Below are 22,089 nucleotides of genomic sequence, written 5' to 3'. Positions count from 1 at the left end.
GCGATTGGATGGAAGAACCGCACTCGATGCGCGGCCGTTCCCTTCAAGCAAAGGACATGCCGATGTCGTCACGCGAAGCGCGGTTGGAAATTCGGTGACGAAAGCGGGACGAACGCGTCGCTATATGACGCATTCGGGAGATAGGCAGTGTTGATTTTTGGAGCACCACCGCTGCGGGATGCAACAGTGGTGTGACAGCACGCTGGCGACACAGGAGTGCCGATGCAGGCGGCAGGTGGCTCAGAAGTCGTCCACCGCACGCCCGGGCTCGACCGCGGGCATCTTGCGGTAGATCATGTTGCGCGACACGCCGAGTTCGCGCGCAGCCGCCGACACGTTGCCGCCATGTCGCGCGAGCGCCGCCGCAATCACCGACACGGTCACGTCCTGCAGGCGCGCGCACTCCGGCACGGACGCACTGCCCGCGCCGCGCGTATCCACCGCGCCGCTCGACGAAACGCCACAGCGCAGGTCATCGAAGAAATCATCGGGCAAATGCTCGCGCCGGATCTCGCCGTCCGCGTCGACCATGGCCGCCGCGGTGCGCAGCAGGTTGCCAAGCTGCCTGAAATTGCCCGGCCATGGACAGCGCTCGAACATCGCCATCACGTCGGGCGCGACGTGAAGCGGCTGCCCGCTCGCGCTGGCGAGCGACTCGCGCAGCAACATCTTCTGGATCACGACCGCGAGATCGGTCCGGTCGCGCAGCCGCGGCAGACGCACCACGAGGCCGTTGAGCCGGTAGTAGAGATCTTCGCGGAAGCGGTTCTGCGCGATCATCACGCGCAGGTCACGGTGCGTCGCGCAGATGATCGCGACGTCCACCGCAATGCTGCGCGTCGAGCCGAGCGGGTTGACGACGCGTTCCTGCAGCACGCGCAGCAACCGCACTTGCAGCGAATACGGCATGTCGCCGATCTCATCGAGAAACAGCGTGCCGCCGTTCGCCTGCAGCAGCTTGCCGATGGCGCCTTTGCGCCGCGCTCCGGTGAATGCGCCCTCCTCGTAGCCGAACAGCTCGGATTCGATCAGCGTCTCGGGAATCGAAGCACAGTTGACGGCGACGAACGGCCCGGCGTGACGCGGCGAATCGTTGTGAATCGCCTGCGCGAGCAGTTCCTTGCCCGTGCCGGTCTCGCCATTGATCAGGATCGGAATGTCCTTGCCGATCACCCTTTTGACCTTCGCAATGACCGCGGCCACCTGCGGGTCGCCCGTGTCGAGATAGCTCAGACGCGAAAGCCCGGCAGCGGTCTGCGGCTCCTCGCGCGCCGCCGCCCGCGCGCCCTCGTGCACGGCGACCGGACGGCTACCCTCGGCCAGCGGCGCCCGCCTGAACTGCACCCGCGCGCAGACCACCGCGCCGCTGCTCAGGTTGAGCATCAGGTGCGGGTCGAGGTTCGCGCGCGCGCGATCGATCAGTTGCGCACTGGTGGTCTGGAACAGCGATGACAGCGTATGCGCGCGCAGCCCGGCGAGCGACATGCCGAGCTGGAACTGGGCACTCCGGTTGGCCGACAGAAAGCGTCCGTCGCTCGTGAACGCCACGATGCCTTCCATCAGCGTGCCGAGAAACTCCGGACGGCTGTGGAAGGACACCTGCAGCGTTTCGTGGAAGGTGGTCGTGAACAGATGATTCTCGATCATCTGCACCGACATTTTGGCGAGCGCCATCGTGTGCTGATGATAGCTGCGGTAGTCGCCCGTCACGTCGAGCACGCCGATCGCGTCGCCATACGGATCGAGAATCGGCACGCTCGAGCAGGTCAGGAAGCGGTTCGCCGCGAGATAGTGCTGGTCGCCGTGCACGACCATCGCGCAGCGCTCGGCCAGCGCCGTACCGATCGCATTGGTGCCCTGGCGGTCCTCGGCCCAGTTCGCGCCGGGCCGCAGCGCGACTTTCTCCGCGCGCGCGAGAAAGTCGTCGTCGCCGATCGAATGCAGGATCAGCCCTTCGGCATTGGTCAGCACGATCATGCTTTGCGTGTTGGCGATCTGCTCGCGCAGCGTTTCCATCACCGGCATCGCGTGGGCGCACAGCACCCGGTTCTGCTCGCGTTTGAGTACGAGACTCGCGTTCGAAAGAACCTCGTATTCGGGTCGCGCCGACGCGCACAGACCAAACGTTTCGGACCGTTCGTGCGCTTTCCGAATCGCCGGCGCGGGAAAGTCATCGGACCGGACAGCCGTCTGAGCCACGGCCGGGTGAACGTCATCGCGCATTGTCTCCCTCCAGGAGAGCCTGGTACCTCGCCAGACTTTTCTTCGTGCTCTTGAAGCAAGCTCCGGGCCATCCGTTTCATCGACGGTGGCGAAGCGAAGAGGCTGTATTACCGCAAATTGATGCGCGCCGCGATATGCGGAGTCACCCCGAGTGGCGCTTAGCCCGCTGCTCGCGTCGCCCTCGCCCCGAGCGATGCGCGCGAGCGCCGCAACTGCGCTGTTTCTCAACACTACATCGCCCGGTGTTGTACCGGGACGCAACAGATGGAGCGCCGCTCGGGCGATATGTCCCACAGCACGTTTCAGGCGCGCCGCCGCTTCGGACTCGCTCACAAAAATGGCATGCGACTTGCAGTAACGGCATCGCAACCGGATCGACACGGAACAAAGGGGCGACGCCTCTCCCGGCACTGCATCGACAAACACTCAGGAGACGACCATGAAGAACCGTTCGCCCGCCGCAGGCCGGCTGGCTGTCCTTGGAGCGAGCATCGCGATTGCGATGGCACTGAACGTGGCTCCGGTGGACGCCGCGCCGGACTATCCCGCCGTGACCTACGAGCGCCTCGCTCAAGCGCAAAGCGACCCGGGCTGGCTCACCTATTACCGCAGCTATAGCGGCCAGTCACATTCCCCTCTGAAGCAGATCGATGCGTCGAACGTCGCCGGGCTCAAGCAGGCCTGGAGCTATCAGTTCCCCGCGGAACTCAAGCAGGGATTCGAAGCAACCCCGATCGTCAACGGCGGCTACCTTTTTGTCAGTACGCCCAAAGACAACGTCTATGCGTTCGATGTCAAAACCGGCACGCAGCTGTGGAAATACGAGCCGAAGCTCGGCGCGCAATCGTTCAGGACCGCCTGTTGCGACGTCGTGAATCGCGGCGTCGCGCTGTACGGCAAGAACGTCTACGTCGCGATGCTGAGCGGCGAGGTGGCCGCGATCGACGCGCAGAGCGGCAACGTCGTGTGGAAAAAGCAGATGTTCGAGCCGGGTCTCGGCTACGCGTTCTCGCTTGCACCGCTCGCGCTCGACGGCGCGATCGTGGTCGGCACGTCGGGCGGCGAGTATGGGATTCGCGGCTATATCGCCGCGCTCAATCCCGACGACGGCTCGATCATCTGGAAGCGCTATACGATCCCGAGTGCCGGTGAGAAAGGTAGCGACACATGGCCCGACGGCATGCAGGAGCATGGCGGCGGCGCGGCGTGGCTGACCGGTACCTACGACGCGGCCACGCAGACGCTGTACTGGGGCGTCGGCAATCCGGGGCCGTGGCTCGCCGCGCTGCGTCCCGGCGACAACCTGTACTCCGATTCACTGCTCGCGCTCAACCCGAAGAACGGCGAGCTGAAGTGGCACTACCAGTACACGAATAACGACACGTGGGACTACGACGGCGTCAACACGCCGGTCCTTGCCAACATCACCTACAAGGGCAAGCCGTATGACGCGATCATCCATGCCGACCGCAACGGTTTCTTCCACGCAATCGACCGCAAGACCGGCAAGCTGATCTACGCGGAGCCGTTCGTCAAAGCGCTGTCGGTGACAGGCTACACCGCCGACGGCAAGCCGATTCAAGATGCAAGCCGGTTTCCGAAGGCCGGCACGACGATCAACACCTGCCCGAGCTTTCTCGGCGGCAAGAACTGGTGGTCGACCTCGTACGATCCTGAGCGGCATATCGCAGTGGTGCCGTCGCTGCATGCGTGCATGAGCCTGTCCGGCAAGTCGGTCAGCTACATGGAGGGTCTGCCCTACCTCGGCGAAGGCTTCGAGATCCAGCCCGAACCGGGCAGCCAGGGGTATGGCGAGCTTCAGGCGATCGACGTCAATACCGGCAAGAAGCTGTGGGGTCACTGGACCAAAATGCCCTGGAACGGCGGCGTCGCCACGACGGCCAGCGGCCTCGCCTTCAGCGGCTCGCTCGACGGCCATCTGTACGCGTTCGACGTGACGACGGGCAAGGTGCTGTGGGAAAGCCCGCAACTCGCGAGCGGCATCGTCGCGCAACCTTCCGTGTTCGAAGTGGACGGCAAGGAATACGTGGCCGTGCTCGCGGGCTACGGCGGCGCGAATCCGATCTGGGGCGGCCCGATGGCCGACGTCGCGAAGGACGTCCCGCGCGGCGGCACGCTGTATGTGTTCGCGCTCGATCGCACCTGAACGCGGCAGCCACTGCACCCGCCTCGTTCTGCACCTCCGACTCTCGCAGCTGCATCTCTCCGCGCCCGCACGCAGCTAATGCGGGCGCGGTGTTCCCGCCATCACAGGAACGCACCATCATGAACATTCGACTCACTCAGGTTGCTCTCGCCAGCGCGCTGGTCGCCGGCGCCGCGCAGGTTGCCGTCCATGCGGCCACGCAGACGTCGTCCAGCGTGCGCGTGTGCACGATGCCGGGCAGCCCTTCGGCCGCGCTGGACAAGTCCGTTGCACGCGCGGTGTTGAACGCCGCCGGCATCGCCGCGACCTTCGCGTCGCGCGGCATCGACGACGACGGCGGCGACGACGGCATCTCCGCTCGCGAGCTGTCGAAATCGCTGCAGCGCGACTGCGATGTGATCGCGGGCTTTCCGCGTTCGAGCGTCGCCGACGGCGCCGACTCCCAGCTGCTCTTTTCCCAGGGCTATCTGCACTCCGGCTATGTCAGCATTACGCTGCGCGGCGACCATGCGGCCAGCACTAACGTCGCGGCACCGGACGGCAAGATCACGATTGCGGCCACCTGGTCGAGCCCGTCGCAACTGATCGCGGTCCAGCAGAAAAACGCGCGCTTCGATCTGGAAACCAGCTCCAAGCTGACCGTCGACGCCGTCGCGAAGGGACGCGCCCAGCGCGCGATCGTCTGGTACCCGGCCGTGGTGGCATATCGGCGTGCGCACCCGCAGCAGCACTTCGACGTCGCCGTTGCCGAATCGCCCTATGCCGACTGGCATCTCGTGTTCGCGTCGGGACCCGGCACGCAGCAGTTGCAAAAGCGCATCGACGACGCACTCACGCGCTTGCGCAGCGATGGGCGGCTCGCGGCGCTAACGCGCAACTGGGCGTTACCCGCCACCATCGCGACCGGTTCGGCGACGACGGCCACCCGCAGTCCGGCACGCTATCTCGACGGCCCGACGCAGCCGTCGCCGCGTGCGAATGTATGGCGCGTGAGCGGCATGCCAGCCTCGGGCGGCTTCATCAAGGTCGCGGCGACGACCGAGGCTCCGTCGTTCGATCACGATCAGGTCGCCCACGGCGAACATCTATATGCCGATTCATGCGCGAAATGCCACGGCGAAAAGCTCGAAGGCAACACCGCGCCTTCGTTGATCGGACCGTCCTTCGCGCCAGCGGCCAACTCGCATCTGACGATCGGCGGCATCTATCAGTACATGTCGACCAACATGCCCGCGGATCATCCCGGCAAGATGAGCGACGAGGAGTACGCCGACCTGATGGCCTATCTGCTCTATACGAATGGCTACGACACGGGCAACGTGAAGCTGACCGCGCAGGCCGCGCAATCTTCGACCACACCGCTGAACGCGGGACCGCGCCATTAACGCGTTGCTTCGCATTGCATTGCAGCGCCACGCCGCTTCGATCGAATGCGGCATGGACGACCCATTTCTTTTCTCAGGACATCATCATGGTCTCTCACAATCGCAGACACTTCATTCTCCAGGCCGCGGGCCTGTGTGCCGCACTCGCCAGCGCCGACCTCGCGATCGCCGCGCCGCCGCCCGTCGATGAAAACGACGCCACGGCCGGCTCGCTCGGCTATCGTGCGAAAGCGAGCAGCGTCGACGCCGCGAAGTTCCCCAAGTACCACGCGGGTCAGACCTGCGCAAACTGTCGTTTCTACACCGGCGCAGCGGGCGAGGCCGCTGGACCCTGCCCGATGTTCCCGGGTAAATCCGTTGCGGCGGACGGCTGGTGTAATGTCTATGCGCCGCGAGTTTGAGCGCTGGTCTGCGGGTGCGCCACGAAACGGCACACCCGCGACGGATCAGCCGACGCTCCGCTCGCTGATTCGATGCGATTGCAGAACGACGTTGGAGCTCTGCCAAGCTACTGTCCGCCGCATGTATTCTTAGCCTCCCGAACAAACAGCGAGAACATTTGAACCGGAGCACATCGATGTCAACTCCCTGGACGGGGCGCTGCCTATGCGGCGCGGTGCAATACAAAGCTCACGGTGATTCACTCGCGCAACTCATCTGCCATTGCCGCGATTGTCAACGCGCTTCCGGTTCCGCGGGTTTGCCGGTCGTCGTGGTGAGAGCCGGCAGCTTTTCGTTCGAAGGTGAAATCAGGCCTTATACGAAGATCGGCGGCAGCGGAATGCCGACGACGCGCAACTTCTGCCCTCATTGCGGCAGCCTGCTATTCGGTACGCCGCATCACGCGCCGGACATCGTGACGCTCTACGCCGGCACGCTCGATGATCCTTCCAGATTCAACCCCGAGTTCGCTCAGTTCACATCGGAACGCCATCGACTGGACGCCCACCTGCCGGACATGCCCCACCATCCGCGAAGAGCCCCCTGACCGGCGCAATTGCAGGGAAACCGCATTGGCTTGATATCAGAATCAGACCCAGTCAAAGCGGAGCGGAATACCTCACTGACGTCAAAAACCCTCATCAAGGCCTGCCTTCATCGGTCGCAGCATTGGCATTGATAACGCCCATGCATCAATGCTTCCAAAAATCGCACTTCTACTCCTGGTCTTCTTGCGCAACTATGTGTCACCAGAAGCCCGAGAAAACGGTTCAAAAGAACAGCGCATTAGAAGAAGAACCTACAAGCGCGTGACGCCGTTCCTATCAGCGCATCCGACTGCGAGCTCGAGTCACGTTCGCGGCGCTGCGCACCGACGCATCTTTTGCACGACACGTCGCCGTTGATTCCCGCTGCCACAAGCACGCAGGCTCGACGACGCGGGTTTCGCTCGCACCTGCTGCGAGCGAAGCGCAGCACTGGTCGCATGCAAACCGCTTTCCGTTCATATCGCAAGAGAATTCAGGAGACTTCTATATGCAAATCACTGGAATGCTGCACGGCGCGCGCCTGCTGCAATTTGTCGGATTTCCAGCCAGCGAAGTGCTGGGGCCCGGGGCGAGCGAAGAAGAGATCAAGTCGCTGATCGACCGTCACAAGCAGATCTTCATCAAGCCGGTATTCAAGGGCGGCGTGGGCAAAAAGGGCAAGGCCGGATTGCTGGGGCGCGCGACCGATCTCAAGACCGCGCTTGCGGAGAAAGAGCGCCTCTACTTCGCCGAGCATATCGTGGGGCACGTAAGGGCCAAGGCGAACGGCGTGACGTTCGAAGCCGGAGTACCAGCCAAACACGAAGTCTACTTTTCGATTACCGATTCCACCCGCTTTCGCGCTCCGACCATGACGCTCTCGCATAGGGGCGGCATGGATATCGAGGAGGTCGATCCCAGGCACGTCGCAATGGTGCCCTTCGATGCGTTGACCGGCCTGAAAGCGTTCGTCGTCGCCAATGCGCTGAGCGAGATCGGCGCGCCGCGCGAGATCATTTCTCCACTCGTGCAGCAGTTGCCCAAGCTCTGGGAGCTCTTTCACGACTTCGGCATGACGACGCTCGAACTGAATCCGATCCGCATGCGCGAGGACAAGAAGGGGCGCCTCATGCCGGTGGCCTGCGACTTCAAATGTGGATTCGATCGCGACGACCCGCGCTTCTCCCGTCTCGGCCTGCCCGCTCACCTGTTCGCCGCGGACTACTCGGACTTCGAGCAGGAGATCAATCAGCTTCGCACTCACCAGGGTCAAAGCGATGTCTACGTGATCAACGACAAGGGAACGATCCTCGCGCCCACGTTCGGCGGCGGAGCCAATTCGCTCGTCACGGAGATGTAGGGCGACGCGGCCATCATCTCGTCGGATTTTGGCGGCAATCCGCCCTACGAAAAGATGAAGGAAGTGGCGCGCATCTGCTTCCGACATTGGCTGAAGCAGTCCAACGTACTGTTCATCATCGGCGGCAAGTCCAACAACACCGACATATACGAAACGCTGCGCGCGATGGCCGATGCACTGCGCGAGCACTTCAGCGAGCACGGTCCGACGCCGCTCTATGTCGTCCTCGGACGCGGCGGCCCGAACCTCGTGCGTGGCATGTCCGCACTGCGCGACACCTGTGATGCGCTCGGCCTGCCCTATCGCCTCTTCGGGTTCGATTCCGACATCAGCGAAGTGATCCAGTACGCACGCAAGGCCGATGCGTGGATGCAATCGGGCGGACGCGCGCAGGTCGCGGCGCGTATCGGCGCGCGCGAGGCGCACCCGCAAGCAGAAACGCACGTGGCATAAGGAGATAGACGTGGTCAAGCGAGGAAACAATCATTTCAGGTATTTCGTAGGCATCCAGTCGCTCGCACACATCGCCACGCGCGAAGACCGGGTATGCGTGCTCAACATACTGGGCGGCGAGTCGTCGGAGGTGACGCCGGTGAGCCATGCGTTTTCGGGCGCGAACGTCGTGTTCGGCACGGCGCCTGGCAAAGGCGGACAGGTGCTCGCGACTCCCGCGGGCGATATCCCTGTCTACAACAACGTGCGCGAAGGCCTCGAAGCCGGGCACCGGTTCAATTGCGGCGTCGTGTACCTGCCGCCTTCGGCCGCGCGCGACGGCGTAGCCGAATTGATCCGCGTAAATCCCGATCTGCGCAAGATCTTCATCATCACGGAGAAGATCTCGGTGCACGACGCACGGGAAATTCGAGCGATGGGCCAGCAGGCCGGCATCGACATCTTTGGTGCAAACGGACTGGGCGTCGCGGATTCGTGGCAGCGCGTGCGCATCGGCGGCGCGCTCGGCGGCGACGATCCCGGCGCGACCTTGCGGCAGGGCTCCATCGCGATCTTTTCCAACTCGGGCGGATTCAGCACCACCATCGCGCAATATCTGCGCATGAGCGGCTGGGGTACGTCGACCGTGGTCTCCAGCGGCAAGGACGTCTACATCCACTATGCCGCGCCGGAATTCGCATTCGCCCTCGCCAACGACGCGCGCAGCAAGGCCGCCGTGCTGTACTGCGAGCCGGGCGGCTACTACGAGGCCGACGCCGCATTCACGAAACCGGTCGTCGCGTGCGTGGTGGGACGCTGGAAGAGCCGTCTCACGCGTGCGGTGGGCCACGCGGGCGCAATGGCGGGCGGCGCCGACGATGCGCGCGCGAAAGAGCGCTGGTTCATGGAGAAGTTTGGCGTCGAGCGGCTCTTCACGCCGGACGATCCGTGCTGCTCGGCAAAGGGCGCGGTGGTGACGAACATCGCGCACATTCCGGCGGCACTCACGGCGGTGATGCGCGAGAACGCGACGATGCCCGACTTCGAGCCCGAAGGCAGCCTTGCGCTCAAACCGTGGTTTGGCTCGGATCAGGGTCTCGCACTGCCCGATGAACTCGCCCTGCCTGTGGTGGAAGCCATCGCGCCGTACAACGAGCAGGTGGCGCGGGTGAACAGCCAGATAGGCGCGGTCCCGCCGCGCCAGCCGATGAAGGATGCCTCGGGCGCCTCTCAGATGGACGCGAGCTCGCAGGTGAGCAGCCTGCACGGCGTGTCGATGCTCGAAGCGGCGACCCACTCGCTCGAAGAGAATGTCTGTCTCGCGCTACTGCACGAATTGGGCGGAGCGAACGACGCGAAGCTCATCGACGTGGCGGTTGGCGCGGCGGTGAACTTGCACGGCACGCCGGAACTGGCTGCCGCGCAGGCTTCGCGCGAGGCGGGCAATGCGCCCAACGCCGTGCTCGCGGCTGCGGCGGCGATCGTCGGGCCGATTCGTCAGCGCGCCGCGCGTGAGGCGGCAGCACTCATGATCGACCGCTTCGCGGCAGCCAGGCTCACGGACGCATTCGATGAGACTTTCGATACCGATGCCGTCGATACCACCGGCAGCGCGGCGCTCTTCTCCGCTGAACCCGACCCGAAAGCGCAAGCGATGCTCGCGGCGCTCGCCGCGCGCGGCGTGAGTTCCGCAATCATCCGGTGGCTGGCGCGCGGCCCGGGACATCCGCGTTCGGAAGCCGTTCTCGCGGCCATCACGACGACGCTCGCCTGGGGGCCGCTGATGCGCAAGCGCATCTCGCGCCTGACGGCGGAAAGTCTGCCGTGGTGGACGAAACTCTTCGGCACGATGATCGGCGCTTCGGCGGATGCTTCGCGCCACAGCTCCGAGGGCTTTTGCGGCTTCGCCACCGAAGAGCTGCTTGGCGAGCGCACCGTGACCGAAATCGCTTTCGCGGCGCTCCTCAACCTGAAACCCACCGCCGACGATTTGTTCGCCTTCAGGACGCTCGCCGGCTTGTTGCTGACAAACGGACCGGGCGCAATTTCGGCACAGGGCGCAAAGGGCGCGGTATCCGCAGATGGCCCCGAGAGCCCCGAGCGCGTGCAGTTGAACAAGGCGCTCGCGGGGTTCCTCACACACACCGGCTATACGCATGGCGGCAACGGCTATGAAGGCATTGCGTTCCTCAACGAGGCGTTCCGCGACAGCGGCCTCGATGATCCTTCCGATGCGCACCATGCCGTCGACCTGGAAGCGCTCGCGCGCCGCTCTGTCGATCGTTACGCGCAGTACAAGGCACGCCAGAAGCATGCGGGCAGTCTCGACATCGCGAAACTTCCGGGTGTGAATCATCCGGTCTTCAAAGACAAGCCGGTGAATCACGACCCGCGCGAGGTCTTCATAGCGAACCTCTATGAAGCTCGCGGAGAGTACAACGTGTTCCATGCGTATTACCGCGCGCTCGTTCAGGCGCTTTTCGATGCCGGCGTGTCGCGTAACGTCTATTGCGTCAATGTCGACGCAGTGATCGCCGCGCTGCTGCTCAAGATGCTGTGGAAGCCGCTCAGGCGCGGAGCGTTCAGCGAGACGGATCTCGAAACGGCCGCGTTCACGATCTTTCTCTATCCGCGCATGCTCGGCTGCGCTGCTGAAATTGACGATCATCTGAACCGCGGACGCAATATGGATACGCGCACGGCCGCCTCCCAATGCCACTTCGTTGCGTGACGAAAAAGGCCTCTGACGGCCGCCGCCGTGCTCGCATTGCGCGGCGCGGTGGCGACGGCGGCAGGGCCGCGATTGATAACGGCAGGACATCAATCGTTGCGAAAGTTGCACTTATCGTTTTGCCGCCTCCAGGCCAATATTTCCAAAACCACAATCGGCCGGACCACCGCGTCTTTTCAAGATCTCAGGAGACACCTCGATGCACCCCTCGTCTAACCTTTCCACCGGACGTTCGAAGGCCGCCACGGTTTTCCGTGTAACGGCCGGGAATTTCCTGGAGCAGTTCGACTTCTTCCTGTTCGGCTTCTACGCCACGCAGATCGCCAACGTTTTCTTTCCCGCCCACAGCGAGTTCGCCTCGTTGATGATGACGTTCGCCGTCTTCGGCGCCGGCTTCCTGATGCGCCCGCTGGGCGCGATCCTGCTCGGCGCCTACATCGACGACGTCGGCCGCCGCAAAGGCCTCATCGTCACGCTTTCCATCATGGCGAGCGGCACGATCCTGATCGCGTTCGTACCGGGCTACGCGACGATCGGACTTCTGGCGCCCGCGCTCGTGCTGCTCGGACGGCTGCTGCAGGGCTTCTCGGCGGGCGCGGAGCTGGGCGGCGTGTCGGTGTATCTTGCCGAGATGGCCACGCCCGGCCGCAAAGGGTTTTTCACGAGCTGGCAGTCCGCGAGCCAACAGGTGGCGATCGTCGTCGCCGCGGGCCTCGGCTTCGGGCTCAATCAGTGGCTGAGCACATCGGCCATCGCAGCGTGGGGTTGGCGCGTGCCGTTCTTCGTGGGCTGCATGATCGTGCCGTTCATCTTCATGCTGCGTCGCAATCTGGAGGAAACGCAGGAGTTCAAGGCGCGCCAGCATCGTCCGACCATGAAGGAAGTATTCGGCACGCTGGTCCAGAACTGGGCCGTCGTCGTCGCAGGCATGATGCTGGTGGCGATGACCACCACGAGCTTTTACCTCATCACGGTCTACGCGCCGACCTTCGGCAAGACGGTCCTGCACCTGAGCACCGCCGACAGCCTGCTCGTGACGCTGTGTGTCGGCATATCGAACTTCGTATGGCTGCCGATCGGCGGGGCGCTCTCCGACAAGCTCGGCCGCCGGCCGCTCCTCGTCGCCATGACGGTGCTCGCCATCGCGACCGCCTACCCGGCACTGTCGCTGCTCGCTCACGCGCCGAGCTTCGTCAACATGCTGCTCGTCCTCCTTTGGCTCTCGTTCATGTACGGCATCTATAACGGCGCGATGGTCGTCGCGCTCACGGAAGTGATGCCGGTGCAGGTGCGCGTTGCCGGGTTCTCGCTCGCCTACAGCCTCGCGACGGCCGTGTTCGGAGGCTTCACGCCCGCGATCTCGACGGCGCTCATTCATATGACTGGCGACAAGGCCGCGCCCGGATACTGGATGAGCCTCGCCGCAGCGTGCGCGCTTTTGGCGACGTTCGCGCTCTATCGCCGCCGCGCAGTAACGCTGACGCCGGCGCACTGATGCGCTTGCCCCGCATCCATCGCAACCGCACACGACCATGACCATGAAAAATCTGCTTCTGAAACTTTGCGCCGCGGCGCTCGTCGCAAGCTCGGCCGCTGCGGCGAACGTACAGGCCGCCGACCTGCACGTCATGAGCTCCGGCGGCTTCACCGCCGCGTACAAGGTGCTCGGCCCGAGGTTCGCGTCCCAGACTGGCAACACGCTCGACACCTCGCTCGGGCCCTCGATGGGCAAATCGCCCGAAGCGATCCCCAACAGGCTCGAGCGCGGCGAGCCCGCGGACGCCGTCATCATGGTCGGCTACGCACTCGACGAGCTGATCAAGCAAGGCAAGGTCATCCCCGGATCGCGGGTAGAGCTGGCCGATTCGCGCATCGGCATGGTCGTGCGCGAAGGGGCGGTGAAGCCCGACATCGGCTCGCCCGAGGGCCTCAGGCAGACCCTGTTGCAGGCGAAGTCGATCGCCTACTCGGACAGCGCGAGCGGCGTTTATATAGAGCGAGAGCTGTTCAGGAAGCTGGGCATCGAGGATCAGGTCAGGTCGAAGGCGAAGATGATCCCGCGGATTCCGGTGGCGTCGGTGGTGGCAAACGGGGACTACGAAATCGGCTTCCAGCAGGTGAGCGAATTGCTGCCCGTCCAGGGCGCCACGTTCGTCGGCAAGATTCCCGAGTCTCTGCAGTCCGTCACGCGTTTCGCCGCCGGCATTCCCGTCGGTGCGCGGCATCCGAAGGAAGCGAAAGCGCTTCTCGACTATCTTGCTTCACCCGATGTACAAGCGGAAGTGAAATCGACCGGGCTCGATTCCGTCCTGGCGCATTGAGGCAGAACCACGGAAAGGCTTGTCTCAGCCAGCATTCCCGTCACCGCAAGGCGTCTGTCGCGGGATCATCCGCGACGTCCGGGCGGGCTGGCTCGGGCGCCCTGAGCATCTGTGCGAGACGTGCTCGATCGCACGCGCCTTCCCACATCGAAACGAAGATCACTGCGCACGCGTTGCTGATGACGCTCGTCAGCGCCCGCGCCTCGGACATGAAGCGGTCGATGCCCACCAGCAGCGCCGCCCCGGCAACCGGCAAGTCCGGAATCACCGTGAGCGTAGCGACGAGCGCGACCAGCCCGCTGCCGGACACGCCGGCCGCGCCCTTGGAAGTGAGCAGCATGACGGCGAGCATCGTCGCGGTCTGAGACGCGGATAGCGGCACATCGCACGCCTGAGCGATGAACATCGAGGCGAGCGTCAGATAGATCGCGGTGCCGTCCAGATTGAACGAATAGCCCGCGGGCAGCACGAGCCCGACGACGCCCTTGTCGCAACCGAGCGCCTCCAGCTTCCCGATCAAACGCGGCAGCACCGGCTCCGTCGACGATGTCGCGAGAACGATGAGCAATTCCTCGCGCAGGTAGCGCAGGAGTCGCCAAAGCGCGAAACCGTGCAGCCGCGCGAGCGGCGCGAGCACCAGCGCAACGAACATTACGCATGCGACATAGAACGACACCATCAGCATGCCGAGCGAGCCGACCGAGCGGATGCCGAAGCGGCCCACCGTGAACGCCATCGCGCCGAACGCTCCGAGCGGAGCGAGCCGCATGATCATCGCGAGGACGCGAAACAGGATCTGGGCGACGCCGTCGATGAGCGCCAGCACGGGCCGGCCGGCCTGCGGATATGAATTCAGAGAGAAGCCGAACAGCAGCGAGAGCAGCAGCACCGGCAGCACCTCGCCCTTCTCGAAGGCCCCGAGCATCGTCTCCGGGATCACGCTCAACCCGAACGCCACGAGTCCGCCCGCCTGCGCGTGCTTCGTATATTGCGCGAGGATGCTCGAATCGAGATGATGTACGTCGATGTGCATGCCCGCGCCAGGTCGCAGCACGAACGCGATGCCGAGTCCGAACACGAGCGCGACGGCCGTCAGGCAATAAAAAAGCGCCAGCGCCCGGATGATCGTGCGTCCGATGGCTTTCCCGCTGGCGAGCGACGTAATGCCCGAGACGATCGTGCAGAAGACGATCGGCGCGACCATCATCCGCACGAGCCCGAGAAACGCGTCGCTGAGCGGCTTGAGCAGCGCGCCCGTTGCCGGCCAGAAATGGCCGAGGATCATGCCGAGCACCATGGCCAGCAGGACTTGCACATAGAGCGGACGAAGCGGTCTTGCCAACCTCACGATGCGGTCTTCCTTCTTGTCTTGACTGTCGCCGTTACGTTATTGCCCACGGCATCACCGCTTGCGGCTCCGGCGCGCTTCATCTCGATGATCGTCCGATGAAACTCCTGGGCGGCCGGTGTGAGCGGCCGTCCGCGCCGTCTTACGATTCCCACGCGTCGTCTCACCACCGGTTCGACGAGCGGCACGCTCGTGAGGATCGGGTGGTCATGTCCGGGCATGGCCATCGACGGCACGGCGGCGACGCCGAGCCCCGCTTCGATTAACCCGAGCATGGTCGTCACGTGTCGCGTCTCGCAGACGCTCGGCGCACGTGGCGCGACGCTCGAGAGCGCCTGGTCGAGCAACAGACGGTTGCCGGAAGTCTTGTCGACCGAGACGTAATCGTGCTCGTAAAGCTCGCTCCAGGTCACGCGCTTCTTGCGTGCGAGGGGATGATCGCGGCGGCAAGCAGCAACGAACCACTCTTGCAGCAGGACTTTGAACTCGATCTCGGACTCTTGACTGCCCATGAAGCTCACGCCGAAATCAGCCTCGCCGCTGATGACGGCGCCAAGCACCTCGTTGGCGCTCGCATCCAGAAGCTTGACCCGGATGCGTGGAAAGCGGCGATGGTAGCTCGCGATGACGCTCGGCAGAAAGTAGTACGCCACCGATGGCACGCACGCGATAGTCACATGACCCAGGCGGCTCGATGAAACATCGCGAATGCCGAGCAGTGCGATGTCAAGGTCATCCAGCAGTTGTTCCGCGCTCGGGGCGAACACGCGGCCGACCGTTGTGAGTGTGACGCTACGCGTGGTTCGCTCGAAGAGACGCACGCCGAGCGCTTCCTCGAGCTTGTCGATCCGACGACTCAAGGCCGGTTGGGAAATGCTCACCGCCTCGGCGGCCTTGCGGAAGCTGCCCAGCTCCACCACCGCGCGAAACGCCTGCAAGTCGTTCAAGTCGAAGTTGACGCCCACGACCGGTCTCCGCATCTTGGAATCCGATTATTCTGCATTATTCAGGAGACGCAGCGATCAAAGATGCCGCGTTTGCTCGGGCGGATTGCCCCAGTCATTGTGCAACCCATCCCGATAGATCACGGGCGCACTCAACGCCGCATCGAGATCGAGTTCATCGATGCACATGATATTCACGTTGATATACGGATACCCCGTGCCGTTCGGCATATCGATCCGATCGAATACATGGACCCCGCAGCGCCGGCAGAACGGATGATGCGCGACCGCATTTTTCCCCTGATATTCGCTGAGCGCGGCTTCGTCCGAAAGCAGACGAAAGTCCTCCCGGCGAACCTGCACGTGCCAGAATCGCAGCCTGCTGCAGTAACTGCAATTGCATTTCGACGTGCCCTCGTCGAAATCGATGCGAGCCTCGAACTTCACCGATTGGCAATGGCAACTTCCGAGGTACGTGCGCAGCATGGGGTTCTCCGAGGTTGAGGGCACCTGCAATTATGGACGGCACGACTTCGCGCTGCCAACGCACGAGCCGTCGCAACCCTCGCAGTAATGACGGTCGCGCACCGCGCGATCCACGCGCCAGACGTTAGCCTCGGCCGGCCGCGCCGTCCCCACCGAGCGGCCGTTTTCCCGCGCATGAAAGCTCGGCTCGCCCGCCTTGCCGCGGCGAATCGCTTCATCGATGCCCGGCTCGCCGAACACCGCTTTCAGTTCGGCCACGAACGCCGCGATCTCGGGCATCGGATGCCCGGCCGGCTTGCGCACTCGCATGTCCATTCATCCGCTCCCGAAAAAAGTGCCTATTCGCCATATCTTGAAAACGATGTAGGATACTGTATATCCATACAGGTATTTTCGCAAATGACAACCGCCCTGCCAGCACCGGAAGCCATTCACCCGTCCTTGTGGCGGGCGTCCCAGCTTGGCGCTGGCCGCGGCCGCAGCGTCGATACCGGCTATCCGGCCCTGTCGGCGGAACTGCCCGGCGGCGGCTGGCCGCTCGGCGCGCTGGTCGATCTGCTGGTGCAGCAGGCCGGCGTCGGCGAACTGCGGCTGTTGCAGCCGGCGCTCAGCGCCGTCGGCGAGCGTCCGGTCGCCTTCGTGCAGCCGCCGCATACGCCGGACGGCCTCGGGCTCAACTACATCGGCCTGTCGCTGCAGCAGGTGCTGCGCATCAATGCGCCGAAAACCGCCGACGCGCTGTGGTCCGCCGAGCAGATCCTGCGCGCCGGCAGTTGCGGCGCGCTGATCTTCTGGGCGCAGTACGCGCAGGCGTCGTCGCTGCGCCGGTTGCATCTGGCCGCGCAGTCGTCGGAGACGCTGTTCATCATGGTGCGGCCGCTCGCCACCGCGCAGGACGCGTCGCCCGCGCTGCTGCGGCTCGCGCTCAGGCCATCGGCCGAGGGTCTCACCATCGACATCGTGAAACGACGAGGGCCCGCTCGCGCAGAGCCCCTGTCGATTCCCCTTCAACCCACTCCCGTTCTGCTTTCCCGACATGCGCGTCTTTCTCGCCGTTCATCTGCCAAAGTTGCCGCTCGAGGTCTTCAGACCGAAGTGGTCGCCTGAGCCCGCGCATGGCTGCGCGGTGCTGGAGAAAGACAAGGTGGTCATGGCCGATCCCGCCGCGCGCTCGGCAGGCGTGCGTGCGGGCATGAAGCGCGGCGGCGTGCTGACGCTGTCGCCGGAAACCGAGATGTACGAGCGCGATAGCGGCCGCGAAGCGGCGGCCCATCGCGAGGTGGGGATCGCGCTGATGCGCTTCTCGCCCGAAGTCGCGCTGCTCGATGAGGCGACGGTGGTCGTCGAGATCGGCGCGAGTCTGCGGCTCTTCGGCGGCCTGCTCGCGCTGTGCCGCGACGCGAAAGCCATCCTCGATGCGCTCGGCTTCACCGCGCGCATCAGTGCCGCGCCGACCGGCCAGGGCGCGTGGCTGCTCGCGAAGTTCGGCAACCGCCGCGTGCTGAAGCTCGCGTCGCTCGAACAGCGCCTCTGCGCGCTGCCGATGCTCGCCGTGCCCGAAGTCCGCCCGTTCGCCGACTGGTTCACGGGCCTCGGTTGCGAGCGCATCGCCGATCTGCGCCGCCTGCCCCGCGCCGGCTTGCAGCGCCGCTGCGGCGAACATCTGCTCGACTCGCTCGACCGCGCATTCGGGACCGCGCCCGAACTGTTCGACTGGCTCGAACTGCCGCCCACGTTCTCGGCGCGCATCGAGATGCCGGACCGGCTCGAACACGCGGATGGCGCGGTGTTCGGCGCGCAGCGGCTCGTCGTGCAGCTGTGCGGATGGCTATGCGCGAAACAGCTGGCGGTCAGCGGCATTCGCCTGTCGCTCGAACACGAGCGCGGCCGCGACGCGATCGAGCCGACCACGATCGACATCGCGCTCGGCGAGCCGACCTGGCGCGAAGAACATCTGATGCGGTTGCTGAAGGAGCGGCTGCATCGCATCGAGCTCGCCGCGCCCGTGATTGCGTTGCGGCTCGATGCGTCGAACGTCGAGTCGGCCGCGCCCGCGTCCGATACGCTCTTTCCCGAACCGGGCGGCTCGCAGGAAGACCACGAGCGCCTGCTCGAACTGCTGGTCGCGCGGCTCGGCGAAGAGAACGTGCTGAAGCCCGCGCCGAGCGCCGATCATCGCCCGGAGATCGCGAACCGCTGGCTGCCGGTGTCGCAGCCGGTCAAACCCGAGCCGCTGCCGCAGAATCTGCCGCGCCCGACGTGGATGCTCGACACGCCGGTGCGTCTGTTGATGCGCCAGCACCGCCCGTTCTATGGCTCGCCGTTGCGCATGGTGTCGCCGGGCGAGCGCATCGAGAGCGGCTGGTTCGACGGCGAACTCGTCACGCGCGATTACTTCGTCGCGCAGGCGGACGACCAGAGCTGCTACTGGATCTACCGCGAGCGCGTGAGCAGCCGCGACGCGGAAGAAGAGCAACGCTGGTTCCTTCATGGCCTGTTCGGCTGACAGGCGCGGCTGATATGCGCGGATGAACGGCCATGGACACCACCTTCACGATGCTGCCGGCGTATGCCGAGCTGTTCTGCTTTTCCAACTTCACGTTTCTGCGCGGCGCGTCGCACGCTGAGGAACTGGCCCAGCGTGCCGCGCAGCTCGGCTACTCCGCGCTCGCGATCACCGACGAATGCTCGCTCGCGGGTGTCGTGCGCGCGCATGTCGCGGCGAAGGAAGCGAAGCTGCCGTTCATCGTCGGTTCGTATTTCCGGCTCGTCAATGCCGATGGTTCGCCGGCCTTCGGCCTGATCCTGCTCGCCCGCAACCGCAACGGCTACGGCAATCTGTCCGAGCTGATCACGCTCGCGCGCATGCGCGCGCCCAAGGGCGAATACCGGCTCACGCCGCAGGATCTGTCGCGGCCGGAGAAGGAATATCGCCACCTGCTCGGCATGCCCGACTGCCTCGCGATTCTGGTGCCGGATTTCCCGGCCAGCGAAGACGCGCTCGACGCGCAGGTCGAATGGCTCGACGAAACCTTCACCGGCCGCGCATGGGTCGGTCTCGTGCTGCATCAACGCGCGATGGACGACATGCATCGCGGCGCGGTCGAATTCGTCGCGAAGAGCCGCGACGTGCCCGTCGTCGCGCTCGGCGAAGTCGTGATGCACGTGCGCTCGCGCAAGCCGCTGCAGGACACGATGACCGCGATCCGGGTCGGCAAACCGGTCCATGAGTGCGGCTACGATCTCGCGCCGAACGCCGAGCAGCATCTGCGCTCCAGGTTGCGGCTCGCCAACCTGTATCCGGAAGACGCGCTGGCCGCGACGGTCGACATCATGAGCCGCTGCACGTTTTCGCTCGACGAGCTGCGCTACGAGTATCCCGACGAGCTGGTGCCGGCCGGCCATACGCCGGCCTCGTATCTTCGCCAGGAGACCTATATCGGCGCGCAGCGGCGTTTTCCGGCGGGGATTCCGCATCATGTGCAGCAGCAGATCGAGCACGAACTCGAACTGATCGCGGACCTGCAATACGAGCCGTATTTCCTGACCGTCTACGACATCGTCCGTTTCGCGCGCAGTCAGCACATTCTGTGTCAGGGGCGCGGCTCGGCCGCGAACTCGGCGGTCTGCTACTGCCTCGGCGTGACCGAGGTGGACCCCGCGCGCGGCAACATGCTGTTCGAGCGCTTCATCAGCAAGGAGCGCGGCGAGCCGCCGGATATCGACGTCGACTTCGAGCACCAGCGGCGCGAAGAAGTGATCCAGTACATCTATCGCAAGTACGGCCGCGACCGGGCGGCGATCGCGGCGGCGGTGTCGACCTATCGTCCACGTGGCGCACTGCGGGAAACGGGCAAGGCGCTCGGCGTCGATCCGCAGATCGTCGATGCGGTCGCGAAGTCGCATCACTGGTTCGATACCAGCCGGGATCTGCTCGCGCGTTTCGCGGAATCCGGCCTCGACCCGGACAAGCCGCTGATTCAGGCCTGGGCGAAGCTCGCCTCGCAGCTGCTGAATTTTCCGCGCCACCTGTCGCAGCATTCGGGCGGCTTCGTGATCAGCCGCGGCAAGCTCACGCGGCTCGTGCCGGTGGAAAACGCGGCGATGGCCGACCGTTCGGTGATCGAGTGGGACAAGGACGACCTCGAATCATTGGGCTTGCTGAAGGTCGACGTGCTCGCGCTCGGCATGCTGTCCGCGATCCGCCGCACGCTCGACCTCGTTTCGGAACAGCGCGGAGAACGTTTCGAAATGCAGGACATTCCGTCTGAAGATCCGGCGACCTACGCGATGATTTCAGCCGCCGATACGGTCGGCGTGTTCCAGATCGAATCGCGCGCGCAGATGAGCATGCTGCCGCGCATGCGGCCGCGCACGTTCTACGACCTCGTCATCGAAGTCGCGATCGTGCGGCCGGGTCCGATTCAGGGCGGCGCCGTGCATCCGTACCTGCAGCGCCGCCAGGGCTTCGAGCCCGTCACCTATCCGAGCGACGCGTTGAAGACCGCGCTGGGCCGCACGCTCGGCGTGCCGATCTTCCAGGAGCAGGTGATGCAGGTGGCGATTCTCGCGGCCGGCTTCACCGCCGGCGAAGCCGACCAGCTGCGGCGCGCGATGGCCGCGTGGAAACGCAAGGGCGGACTCGAAAAATACTATGACCGCATCGTGCTCGGCATGCAGGAGCGCGGCTACGACCAGGCCTTCGCGGAAGCGATTTTCGAACAGATCAAAGGCTTCGGTGAATACGGCTTCCCCGAAAGCCACGCGGCCAGTTTCGCGCTGCTCGTCTATGCGAGCAGCTGGCTCAAGTGTCACGAACCCGAAGCCTTTCTCGCCGCGATGCTGAACAGCCAGCCGATGGGCTTCTATTCGCCGTCGCAACTGGTTCAGGATGCGCAGCGGCACGGCGTCACGGTGTTGCCGGTCGATGTGACGGTGAGCGGCTGGAACTCCTCGCTCGAACCGCGTGCGGGGGCGATGCGCCCCGCCGTGCGGCTCGGTCTTTCGCTGCTGCGCGGCATGAAGGACGGCGCCGCCGAACGGATCGAGAACGCGCGCGCGGTTCGTCCGTTCGCGAGCGTCAACGATCTCGCGCGCCGCGCGCAGCTCGACCGCAAAGACCTGCATGCGCTCGCGGATGCGAATGCGTTGGCAGCGCTCGCGGGAAACCGCCGCGAAGCGCTGTGGCAGTCGGTCGTCGCGGTGCCGGACAAGGATATGCTCGCGGCCGCGGCAACTCAGGACGAAACGCCCGAACTGGGCGCACCGAGCGAAGCGCACGACATCGTCGCCGACTACCGCTCGCTCGGCCTGACGCTGAACCGCCATCCGCTGGAACTGCTCAGGCCGCAATTGCTCGCGAACCGGCTGATGCCGGCCTCGACGCTGCGGACTTATCGCCACGGCCGCCTCGCGCGCGGCTGCGGACTGGTGACGGTGCGTCAGCGTCCTGGCACGGCCAAGGGCGTCGTGTTCGTCACGCTCGAAGACGAGACGGGCAACGTCAATGTGATCATCTGGCCGAGCCTGCTCGAAAAACAGCGCAAGGAAGCGTTGGGCGCCACGCTGCTCGCCGTGTACGGCACGTGGCAATGTCAGGGGGAAGTACGGCATCTGGTCGCGCAGCGGCTCGTCGATATGTCTCATCTGCTGGGCGAGTTGCAAACGACGAGCAGAAACTTCTGCTGACGTGGGCGCGCGAATGCGTATCATCGGAACAGCAAA

At 64.7% G+C, this 22,089-nt stretch carries 15 protein-coding genes and 1 pseudogene; 11 read left to right on the top strand and 5 right to left on the bottom strand.

Features of this window, described 5'->3' with window-relative positions:
• Nucleotides 1–240: 240 nt before the first annotated feature.
• Nucleotides 241–2,223, bottom strand: coding sequence for a sigma-54-dependent Fis family transcriptional regulator (locus BC1002_RS06260; protein WP_013089228.1), 1,983 nt, complete (start codon nt 2,221–2,223; stop codon nt 241–243).
• Nucleotides 2,224–2,662: 439 nt separating this feature from the next.
• Here BC1002_RS06260 and BC1002_RS06255 point away from each other — a divergent pair, with 439 nt between their 5' ends.
• The 8 genes and pseudogenes from BC1002_RS06255 to BC1002_RS06220 all read left to right on the top strand — a co-directional run bounded on the left by BC1002_RS06255 (nt 2,663) and on the right by BC1002_RS06220 (nt 13,587).
• Nucleotides 2,663–4,390, top strand: coding sequence for a methanol/ethanol family PQQ-dependent dehydrogenase (locus BC1002_RS06255; RefSeq protein WP_013089227.1), 1,728 nt, complete (start codon nt 2,663–2,665; stop codon nt 4,388–4,390).
• 119 nt (nt 4,391–4,509) lie between these two features.
• The gene (locus tag BC1002_RS06250; protein WP_013089226.1) at nt 4,510–5,775 is read left to right on the top strand and encodes a c-type cytochrome; all 1,266 of its coding nucleotides are present in this window, start codon (nt 4,510–4,512) and stop codon (nt 5,773–5,775) included.
• An 86-nt stretch (nt 5,776–5,861) separates the two neighbouring features.
• The gene (locus BC1002_RS06245) at nt 5,862–6,176 is read left to right on the top strand and encodes a high-potential iron-sulfur protein (RefSeq protein ID WP_013089225.1); all 315 of its coding nucleotides are present in this window, start codon (nt 5,862–5,864) and stop codon (nt 6,174–6,176) included.
• Between the two features lie 176 nt (nt 6,177–6,352).
• Nucleotides 6,353–6,763, top strand: coding sequence for a GFA family protein (locus BC1002_RS06240; RefSeq protein ID WP_013089224.1), 411 nt, complete (start codon nt 6,353–6,355; stop codon nt 6,761–6,763).
• A 488-nt stretch (nt 6,764–7,251) separates the two neighbouring features.
• Nucleotides 7,252–8,556, top strand: a pseudogene (locus BC1002_RS06235) (ATP-grasp domain-containing protein).
• A 10-nt stretch (nt 8,557–8,566) separates the two neighbouring features.
• Nucleotides 8,567–11,266: a CoA-binding protein gene (locus BC1002_RS06230; protein ID WP_013089223.1), complete on the top strand. Its 2,700-nt coding sequence runs from the start codon at nt 8,567–8,569 to the stop codon at nt 11,264–11,266.
• A gap of 199 nt (nt 11,267–11,465) precedes the next feature.
• Entirely contained in the window at nt 11,466–12,761 is a 1,296-nt protein-coding gene (gene tcuC, locus BC1002_RS06225; RefSeq protein WP_013089222.1) for an MFS transporter, read from the top strand.
• Nucleotides 12,762–12,804: 43 nt separating this feature from the next.
• The gene (locus BC1002_RS06220; protein WP_041734607.1) at nt 12,805–13,587 is read left to right on the top strand and encodes a substrate-binding domain-containing protein; all 783 of its coding nucleotides are present in this window, start codon (nt 12,805–12,807) and stop codon (nt 13,585–13,587) included.
• 40 nt (nt 13,588–13,627) lie between these two features.
• Here BC1002_RS06220 and dctA read toward each other — a convergent pair whose 3' ends face one another.
• The 4 genes from dctA to BC1002_RS06200 are packed head-to-tail and all read right to left on the bottom strand — an operon-like array spanning nt 13,628 to nt 16,680.
• A complete protein-coding gene (dctA, locus tag BC1002_RS06215; protein ID WP_013089220.1) occupies nt 13,628–14,935 on the bottom strand; it encodes a C4-dicarboxylate transporter DctA in 1,308 nt (435 codons plus the stop codon).
• Nucleotides 14,932–15,900, bottom strand: a complete 969-nt coding sequence (locus BC1002_RS06210; protein ID WP_041734332.1) for a LysR family transcriptional regulator — start codon at nt 15,898–15,900, stop codon at nt 14,932–14,934. Before BC1002_RS06210 ends, dctA begins: the two co-directional genes overlap by 4 nt.
• Before the next feature lie 57 nt (nt 15,901–15,957).
• Nucleotides 15,958–16,365: a GFA family protein gene (locus tag BC1002_RS06205; protein ID WP_013089218.1), complete on the bottom strand. Its 408-nt coding sequence runs from the start codon at nt 16,363–16,365 to the stop codon at nt 15,958–15,960.
• A gap of 30 nt (nt 16,366–16,395) precedes the next feature.
• Complete coding sequence (locus BC1002_RS06200; protein WP_013089217.1) at nt 16,396–16,680, bottom strand: hypothetical protein; 285 nt, start codon at nt 16,678–16,680, stop codon at nt 16,396–16,398.
• 84 nt (nt 16,681–16,764) lie between these two features.
• Between BC1002_RS06200 and imuA the strand changes: the two genes are divergently transcribed.
• The 3 genes from imuA to BC1002_RS06185 are packed head-to-tail and all read left to right on the top strand — an operon-like array spanning nt 16,765 to nt 22,053.
• Nucleotides 16,765–17,472 (top strand): translesion DNA synthesis-associated protein ImuA, encoded by a 708-nt coding sequence (gene imuA, locus BC1002_RS06195; protein WP_026228047.1) that lies wholly within the window; start codon nt 16,765–16,767, stop codon nt 17,470–17,472.
• Nucleotides 17,402–18,871 carry a Y-family DNA polymerase gene (locus BC1002_RS06190; RefSeq protein ID WP_013089216.1) on the top strand — a complete coding sequence of 490 codons (1,470 nt, stop codon included), beginning with the start codon at nt 17,402–17,404 and terminating at the stop codon, nt 18,869–18,871. Before imuA ends, BC1002_RS06190 begins: the two co-directional genes overlap by 71 nt.
• A 32-nt stretch (nt 18,872–18,903) precedes the next feature.
• Nucleotides 18,904–22,053: an error-prone DNA polymerase gene (locus BC1002_RS06185; protein ID WP_013089215.1), complete on the top strand. Its 3,150-nt coding sequence runs from the start codon at nt 18,904–18,906 to the stop codon at nt 22,051–22,053.
• Nucleotides 22,054–22,089: the final 36 nt, after the last annotated feature.

It is taken from the genome of Paraburkholderia atlantica (assembly GCF_000092885.1).
Lineage (GTDB): Bacteria > Pseudomonadota > Gammaproteobacteria > Burkholderiales > Burkholderiaceae > Paraburkholderia > Paraburkholderia atlantica.
The sequence above is the reverse complement of the archived record's forward strand: the minus strand, read 5'-3'. Positions and strand labels throughout refer to the sequence as shown.